The organism is uncultured Lactobacillus sp., from assembly GCF_902491705.1.
Taxonomy (GTDB): domain Bacteria; phylum Bacillota; class Bacilli; order Lactobacillales; family Lactobacillaceae; genus Lactobacillus.
This window is the reverse complement of the sequence record NZ_CABUIW010000023.1, coordinates 23,121-31,361: the sequence shown is the minus strand read 5'-3', so window position 1 is coordinate 31,361 and position 8,241 is coordinate 23,121. Positions and strand designations below refer to the sequence as shown.

The following is an 8,241-nucleotide window of genomic DNA, read 5'->3' as shown; positions in this document are numbered from 1 at the left end:
TTGTTCTTTATTAAATTTAGTCATAATAAAAGACCCAAAAGTGTCTAACTTTTGGGTCTCACTTCATATTTACTGTGCTTTAGCAGCTTTTTTTAATATTGACGTTTTAATAATTTATTGATCATTTGCTTGATGATTTTACTATTTGGATACTGCTGAAAATGCTCTTCTAAGAGGTTTAATGCATTATTAGTATAATCAGTCGCAAGTGCTTCTGCATCCCTAATTCCGCCATTATTTTTGACCAGACGGTCAATTTTTCTTAAATCTGCAGTAGTCAATTTCTTGCCCTTTTTAACTAAGTCATGCAATTGATGATCTTGGTCTTTTTCTAGTGCAAAAATTAGTGGCCCTGTATAAACACCGTTTACGACATCAGCTAATACCGGCTTATTTAGTACCGAGCTTTCAGACGTATAGTCTAAGATATCATCTTTTAATTGAAAGGCCATACCCACAGCTTCACCAATTTTTTTAGCTTGATTGGCTACCGATTTTTTTAATCCGCCTTCTAGTGCACCGATAAAGCAGGAGTAGCCAAAGAGAATAGCAGTTTTGCCTTTAATTTGTTCCAAATATTCTTTTTTAGTTATTTGCAAATTATACTCATTGCCGAATTGCTCGGTTTCACCAGCTAAAATATTTTGCATTGCCGTACCGTTAAGGCGCAAATTAGTGATCTTAGAAGTGTTATTGCTAAGAAGTCGCAGTGAAAGGGCAAAGAGAAAATCTCCAGCATAAACAGCAATTTGTTTGCCATATTTAGCTTGAATGGATTCTCGACCATGTCGGTTAGGTGACTCATCAATAATATCATCGTGGATTAAAGTGGCATTATGCAATACTTCAACTGAGGCGGCGATTTTTAATAGTCTGTCGTTTTTCGCCGGCTTTTGCAGTTGACCAAATTCAAGTACAAAGGCTGGACGCAATTTCTTACCGCTAGCAGAAAAAGCATAGCGTAATGCATCGCCTAATTTTCCTTTAACAGAAGATAAATTATCTTGAATAATTGGATCTATTTTATTTAACTGTTGTTGAACTTCTGGCATATCTTGCCAAAATTTTGCTTCGTTGACCATAAATTACCTTTCAGTAATAAATAATTTTTCCTTGATAAAGGATAGTGCATTAATGTAATGCATCAAGTATGTACTAGTAGCGCCGACTAAGATACCTGCCAAAATTCCCATAATTGTTAAGAGGGGAAGGTAAAGCATAATGTACCAGCTTTGTGCAATAAAAGCAGCTATTAAAAGCTGACCTAGATTATGAATGACACCGCCGACAATGGAAATCCCGGTTATACTAAGAAATTTAGGATAAAAGATCATGAACATCTTCATGAATATCAAACTTAAAAATGCTCCGCTGAAGGCATAGATAAAAGTTGAAACGGTGCCTGAAATCAGAGCCGTTAGAGTAACACGTAAAAATGTCAGTAGTAAGCAGTCACTAAACGGCATGATAAGCAGCGCAATCATCGTAATGATATTAGTTAGGCCAATCTTGGCACCAGGGGCAAAGGCAAAAATTGGAGGCAAACTTTGTTCAATAATGCCTAAAATTATGCCTTCAGCACATAAGATGCCTAAAAAAATTGTTTGTTGTAATGTTTGTTTTGATTTCATCATGGATTTACCAGCGTATGATCAAAGTCATTATTACTATTCGCATGCTTACCAGTAGTCTTAATTTCTACTAAGAATTTATGTGGCAAACAAACGATAGTCTGTCCTGGTTTGTTTTTTCAGCCTTCTTTAACGCAAACTTGATCTCTGCAATTAGCTTCAACCATATGGACTTTTTTATTGCGAACTTCCAAAACATTTCTTTGTCCATTTTTGTCGTAAGTCCAAACAGTATTTTGGTTGAGATTAAGCTTTTTAACGGTTTTATTATTAACCTTCACAATTGCAATTTCTTCATTGTGTGTTTGCTGATGCGTTTTTAAAAAGAAGAAGGGGATAAAACTAAGTGCCAGCAATAAGATAGCAATGAAAATATCTCCAAATTTTATTTTTCGCATGCTGGCTAACCTCACTATATCAATTAAAAAGGTCTTATAGCATCAAACTATAGGACCTTTTTACTAACTGATAATATTTTAATTCTTTACGCCATTTTTGTCGACATAATATATCGGCCGCAAGACCCCATATCTTGCTTTACCAAGTTTCTTTTCAAGCCATGGGACGAACCACATGTCAAGACCAAATGATCTACCGGAACCATTCATTACTGCGATTGCAGCGAAGAACATCCAAACGTTAACCCAGTAGTTCATGCCTGACAAACAGAAGATAGCGATAAATGCGGCACTCATACCACCAGCAAGGAATGTACATAAACCAATTACTAAAAGCACGCCTAATAAAATTTCGACTACTGTCATAATCTTTTGTGCGTTTAAGGCAGCGGCTTTATCCGGGATAACTGCTTTAGTTAATGATTGAACCCAGCTTGGCATTTGGTTGAAGACAGCCATTGGTGAGTGACCATAGTCATAGTTAAGTGAGAATTGAACTGCGTTAGCACTTGCGGCAGCGGCTTTACCACTAGCTGCAGTCGTAGCAGCAGCTTTAGAAGTGGCACCACTAGTTGCGGCTTGAGCAAGCCATGGGAAGTGTAATTGAAGCTTGTTGCTAAACCAAGAACCAGATCCTTGAACCTTGTACCAGCAATCAACTAGCCACATCATTCCTAAGAAAATTCTAAGTGGAACAGTCCAAAGGACGTTACCGTAGCGATTAAGGTTACCACGCCAAAGAGTTGGACGCTTAATTCTGAACCATTCGTTCATAATGTAGTGGAACAAGTAGTAACCAGAATAGATTTCGATGAAGTAGAGCATGTCTACTAAGTCTTTCATCAAAATAGCGAAGAAACCACTTAAGTGGAATGTGTTAACTAATGAAGCAACACCCCAGCTAGGTCCAAGTGAAACCATGAATCCAGAGTAGGTACCCTTGAACTTGGTAGGCTCGCCACCCTTGATTTGAGCCAAAATGTTTTTGTATGCACATTTACCAGCAGATTCAGCACCTTGAACGACTTGTGGTTCGCCTCGACCTGAACCATTTTCATCGTACATAGCTACGTCACCGATAACGTATACGTGTGGATCATCTGGCAATTGTGAGTATTGGTTAACAACAATTCTGCCAGCTCTAGCAGTTTCAAAGCCGAAGTCTTTTGCGGAATCAACGGCTTTAACACCAGCTGTCCAAATCAAAGTTCTAGTAGGGAAGGTGTCGCCACTCTTTAAATCAATGTGATCTGTGTGAACGCCAACTACACCAGTGTTAACCTTGATGTCTACACCATGTTTAGTAAGGTATTTTTCAGCCTTATTAGCATCAGCACGATCAAGCATATTCATGACAGTTGGTGCCATTTCCATCATAGTGATCTTAATTTCGTCAGGTTGTAAGTTGTAGCGTTTAGCTAATTCTGGTCTCCATGAATTAAGTTCACCAGCCATTTCAGTACCAGTAAAACCAGTACCAACGATGACGAAGTTCAAGAATTGCTTTCTTCTTTCAGGATCACGCTCTTGTGAACCTAAGTGAACCATCAAGTCGATGTGGTTGCGCAACTTTTCGGCATCATCTAAGCTGCCAAGTGTAAAGCCGTGTTCTTTAACGCCAGGAGTACCAAAGTCATTAGGTTGAGAACCAATTGCTAAAATTGCATAGTCATAAGGATACTCACCATTTTTACCAATAACTTTCTTAGTCTTTTGGTCAATCTTGGTAACTTCATCAGTAACTACATCAACGTGCTTTCTACGTGAAAATAGTCTTTGTAAATCGTATTTAAGTGCATTAGGTTCAACACGATCTGCGGCAACTTCATGCAGAGAAGTCATCATTGTCATATAAGGGTGCTTGTCAATTAAAGTGATTTTGACATCCTTATTTTTCTTGAGTTTTTTTGCTAAGTGTTTAGTGGTATACAAGCCACCAAATCCACCACCTATAACCACGATGTTGGTTTGGGTCATTATTTCCACCCCTCTAATATGAAAAAATGTACTTTGTAATCAAGATACAAACTAATTATACAATAAAAAGCTATATGATAAAGTGCTATTTTTCACATAATAGAAGAAATTATAAGCAATATATTTCATTAAATTTTTAATAAAGCGTTATTAAAACTCAAATTTAGCCGATTTTAATTAATACAAAAAGATAAAACTTATAATAATATTTGTGATAGAATACACATAGATACTAAGTTTGTATATATAGATAGAGGGTTTATTTATGAAAGCTAAAAAGATTATTTATGAAATTTCTGTGGTTACCTTATCTGCATTGATGTTAACTGCATGTTCAACTACTGCAAGTAATTCATCAAGCAAGTCATCATCTTCAAGCAAGCCAAAGACTACTAAGGTTGTTAAAAAGCAAAAAGTTGGTAAGCAAATTGCTGGTGCTAAATTAAAGGATGGCACTTACAAGTTAGTTGAAGACAATTACGACCATGGCTACAAGGTTAAGATGTCAATGACTGTTAAGGGGGGCAAGGTTACTGACGCAACTTATGACCAAGTAAATAAAGATGGTAAATCAAAGACCCAAGATGCTTCATACGAAAAGCAAATGAAGAAGTACTCAAAAGTTGGTCCTAAAGAATATATTGCTACTTTGAGCAAAGAATTTAAGGCTAATGGTGCTAACGTAAACGGCATTCAAGTAGTATCAGGTGCTACTAGTTCAAGTGACAGCATGAGAAACTATGCTAGTCAATTAGTTCAAGCAGCTCAAAAGGGTGACACTGCAACTATCCATATTAACAACAACGCTAAGTACAAGGATGGTACTTACAAGCTTGAAACTTTGAACTATGACCACGGCTACCACCAAGTTTACACTTTGACTATTAAGAACGGTAAGATCTTAAATACGACCAAGTAAACAAGAAGGGTCAATCAAAGACTCAAAACGCTTCATACGAAAAGCAAATGAAGAAGTACTCAAAGGTTGGTCCTAAGGAATACATCAAGAAGTTAAGAAAAGAATTCTTAGACAATGATGGTGATATGGAAAAGGTACAAGTAGTATCAGGTGCTACTGAATCTTCAAACGACTTCATTACTTATGTATCACAATTGTTGAATGCTGCTCAAAAGGGTAACACTAAGACTATTAAGGTTGACAACATTCTCTACAAAGAATAATTTATTTGTATGAAGATGATTATAAAAGAGTAGTATAAAAACTACTCTTTTTTTATTGGAGAATTAGAATTGAAAAGAAAATTACCTATTGTATTTTTACTCTTAATAATGTTGTTAACTGTAGTTTCAGGATGCAGCACCAAAAGTAAAACGCAAAATAAAAGTACAACCAATTTAACCACTAAACCAACTGAAGACACGCAGTTTTTAATGGGAACTGTTTGTACGATCAAAATCTATAATAAAAACAAAAGTGCAGCTTTAGATGATGGCTTTAATCGTATTAAAAAATTAGCTGATGAAATCACTGTTAACCAAAAAGGCAGTGAAGTTGACAAGATTAACGCCCAAGCTGGTAAAAAGCCAGTAAAAGTTTCTAAAGACGTATATGACTTATGTAAAAAGGCATATTACTACAGTCAAAACTCTGATGAATCCTTTGATATGGCGATTGGGCCAATTACTAGTTTGTGGCGAATTGGTTTTCCTGATGCGCATAAGCCAACGCAAAAGCAAATTGATGAGCGTTTGCCATTAGTTAACTATCACAATGTTAAATTTAATGATGCTAAGCGTACCGTTTATTTAACTAAGAAAAATATGAAGCTTGATTTAGGCGGCATTGCTAAAGGTTATATTACCGACCAAGTGAAAAAAGTTTTGGTTAAAGATGGCGTTACAAGTGCAATTATCGATTTAGGTGGTAATGTATATGTATTAGGTCCATCACCTACTAACCACAGTAATTGGACAGTCGGGATTCAAGATCCTAGGAAGAGTCGCGGTACAGCAATTGGCTCTATTCCAGAAATGAATAAGACGATCGTTACATCAGGTATCTATGAACGTTACTTGAAGGTAGGAAAGACTGTCTACAGTCATTTGATGGATCCTAAAACTGGTTATCCTTTCCAAAATAATTTGATGGGTGTTTCAATTGTGACTAAGAATTCTGTTGATGGGGATGCACTTTCAACAGCTACTTTTGATAAAGGCCTTAAAAAAGGTTATCAGTATATTGAGCACAAGAAAGATACAGACGCAATTTTTATCACTAAGGATAAAAAGGTCTATATCACTAGTGGATTAAAGAATAAATTTAAACTGTTCAAAGATTCAGGCTATAAGTTAGCTAAGTTAAATTGAGGTAAAAAATGAAGCAAGAAGAAACCAAAAAGCTGAGTAGAGAAATTGGTGATTATGTAACTGAAAATACCCAGGTTGTTTGGGTAGATGATCACACAATGCAGATTGCAACAATGATGATCGATGCTTATGGTGATACGGTATATGTCTGGGTAGAAGAAGCCGAAGATCATTGCCGCGTTAGCGATGGCGGCCGCATTTTATTCAAGCTTGATCCAAATGATGAAGATGAAGAATTAAATGATACAGCTAGAGAAATCGCATTAGGCTCTGGTTATCAATTTGATGACGATCATTTTGAAATCTATGTTGATGTTGATCGTGAAAATGTTGCTCAAGCTGCGATGAAGCTAGCTCAATTGCAAGTAGCAATTTCATATTTAGGCTAAAAAATATCCCTAAACTTTTTGATAGTTTAGGGATTTTTTTCTATTCTATTTTTTCTTATTGTCGTGTTGCATGAAAATGAAGAAAGCAGAAATAATATTGATGATTACTGCTGGCAGTGCAAGAACAGCGGTGAAGCCATAAAGTGCATTGCCGATAACTCCCAATATTGGTCCAACTATTGAAATTTTTAAATTGTGAGTTTGCACAACAGCGATTGCGTTAATAATTACGCCGCACCAGGCAAATAGGTAATAGAACATTGCTGCTCTAGTAGTAAAATCTGCTCCAAAAATGGCAAACCATGAAGCGATAAACAAGAGGCAGTTGAATAAATTAATGCCTCCGATCCATAGATCAAATTTAGTTTTTTTCATTTTTCTCCTCCAAAAAATTATTCTTGATATTGCAATACGCGTTCAGCAATTGCATCGTTAGTTACTAAATGAGTAATGATGCCGCTACGAAGAGCCCCAAGCAATGCTTTTGACTTAAAACGATTTTGGACAACGCAGAAGCGAATTGGCGTCTTCATAATATCCTTTATTGAAATGCCACAAATGTGCTTTTCAATAGATGGGAAAAAGTGACCGTCGATATCATAAGGCCGTCCCATAATCATACCAGCAATTTTATCTTGTGGGATGTCTTTTAATAATTTAGGGCCATAATTTTTCATTAAAAATTGGTTTGTTCTGAAAGCATCAAAAGTTCCTAATCCTGTAAAGAGTAAATCAAGGTTGTGGTAGCAATTCTCGATTATTTTGAAATATGGCTCTGTCTTGAGAATAGGAACGATCTTAGGATCAACGACGTATAGCGGCGAAGGTAAGCTTAGGCTGTGTGCATGCAAACTTTCTGCGGCTTCTTGTGCTAAAGGATTCTTGCGGCGAGTAGTATTGATTGATTGACCTAGAAGTTGAACGAAGTAAAGGTTAGGTAAGGTCTCTTCTGCAAAGTCATTGATTACGCCATGTATTGTTGAACCCCAGCTGACACCAGCAATCTTAGTTTTTTGCAGATAGTTTTCAATTTGCTTAGATGCAAAGTCAGTGACTGCTTCACCGTCGCCATCCTGGTCTTCATAGCTATGCAAAATGAAAACTTCTTTTAACCCAAATCTCTTTTGAAATTCGCGTTCTAATAACTGGTTACGTTTAACGCCTTGCATAATTTTGATTTTAACAATCCCACGCATTTCGGCATCTTCTAAGGCCTTAGTAATTAAGTAGCGTGATAAATTGTATTTCTGTGAAATTTCGCCAATGTTTAATTTGCTTAAGTAAAAGTCATGAGCAATATTGGCTAATTGTTCATCTGATAATTGTGCCACTTTTATTTCTTCCTTTTATATCTAGTTATCAAATTCTCTAAAAGTTATTATAAATTTAAACTAATAAAAAAGGAGTACTAATTTGAAAAAATGTTAAATTTCGTTCGCTGCTTGATAAAAATCCTGTGGTAGAATATAAGAGCTATAATTTTACTAAAAATTGAGGATGAAGGAAAGTAATTATATC

The 8,241-nt window shown here is 36.1% G+C and carries 8 protein-coding genes and 1 pseudogene; 3 read left to right on the top strand and 6 right to left on the bottom strand.

Annotation, left to right across the window (positions count from 1 at the left end):
- Positions 1-92: 92 nt before the first annotated feature.
- The 4 genes from RDN22_RS05955 to RDN22_RS05940 form a co-directional block, all read right to left on the bottom strand.
- Positions 93-1,082: a polyprenyl synthetase family protein gene (locus RDN22_RS05955; RefSeq protein WP_308556765.1), complete on the bottom strand. Its 990-nt coding sequence runs from the start codon at positions 1,080-1,082 to the stop codon at positions 93-95.
- A gap of 3 nt (positions 1,083-1,085) precedes the next feature.
- Positions 1,086-1,634, bottom strand: coding sequence for a Gx transporter family protein (locus RDN22_RS05950; RefSeq protein WP_308556764.1), 549 nt, complete (start codon positions 1,632-1,634; stop codon positions 1,086-1,088).
- 116 nt (positions 1,635-1,750) lie between these two features.
- Positions 1,751-2,029, bottom strand: a complete 279-nt coding sequence (locus tag RDN22_RS05945) for a NusG domain II-containing protein (protein ID WP_308556763.1) — start codon at positions 2,027-2,029, stop codon at positions 1,751-1,753.
- A gap of 78 nt (positions 2,030-2,107) precedes the next feature.
- Positions 2,108-4,006 carry an NAD(P)/FAD-dependent oxidoreductase gene (locus tag RDN22_RS05940; RefSeq protein ID WP_308556762.1) on the bottom strand — a complete coding sequence of 633 codons (1,899 nt, stop codon included), beginning with the start codon at positions 4,004-4,006 and terminating at the stop codon, positions 2,108-2,110.
- A gap of 265 nt (positions 4,007-4,271) precedes the next feature.
- Here RDN22_RS05940 and pplA point away from each other — a divergent pair.
- From pplA to RDN22_RS05925, 3 genes and pseudogenes are all read left to right on the top strand, one after another.
- Positions 4,272-5,188 (top strand): annotated as a pseudogene (pplA, locus tag RDN22_RS05935) (extracellular electron transfer flavoprotein PplA).
- Between the two features lie 69 nt (positions 5,189-5,257).
- Complete coding sequence (locus RDN22_RS05930) at positions 5,258-6,334, top strand: FAD:protein FMN transferase (protein WP_308556761.1); 1,077 nt, start codon at positions 5,258-5,260, stop codon at positions 6,332-6,334.
- 8 nt (positions 6,335-6,342) lie between these two features.
- Positions 6,343-6,723: a DUF1828 domain-containing protein gene (locus tag RDN22_RS05925; RefSeq protein ID WP_308556760.1), complete on the top strand. Its 381-nt coding sequence runs from the start codon at positions 6,343-6,345 to the stop codon at positions 6,721-6,723.
- A 45-nt stretch (positions 6,724-6,768) separates the two neighbouring features.
- Here RDN22_RS05925 and RDN22_RS05920 read toward each other — a convergent pair whose 3' ends face one another.
- Together RDN22_RS05920 and RDN22_RS05915 are read right to left on the bottom strand one after the other, a co-directional pair.
- Positions 6,769-7,098 carry a transporter gene (locus RDN22_RS05920; protein WP_308556759.1) on the bottom strand — a complete coding sequence of 110 codons (330 nt, stop codon included), beginning with the start codon at positions 7,096-7,098 and terminating at the stop codon, positions 6,769-6,771.
- A 17-nt stretch (positions 7,099-7,115) separates the two neighbouring features.
- Entirely contained in the window at positions 7,116-8,054 is a 939-nt protein-coding gene (locus tag RDN22_RS05915) for a sugar-binding domain-containing protein (protein ID WP_308556758.1), read from the bottom strand.
- Positions 8,055-8,241: the final 187 nt, after the last annotated feature.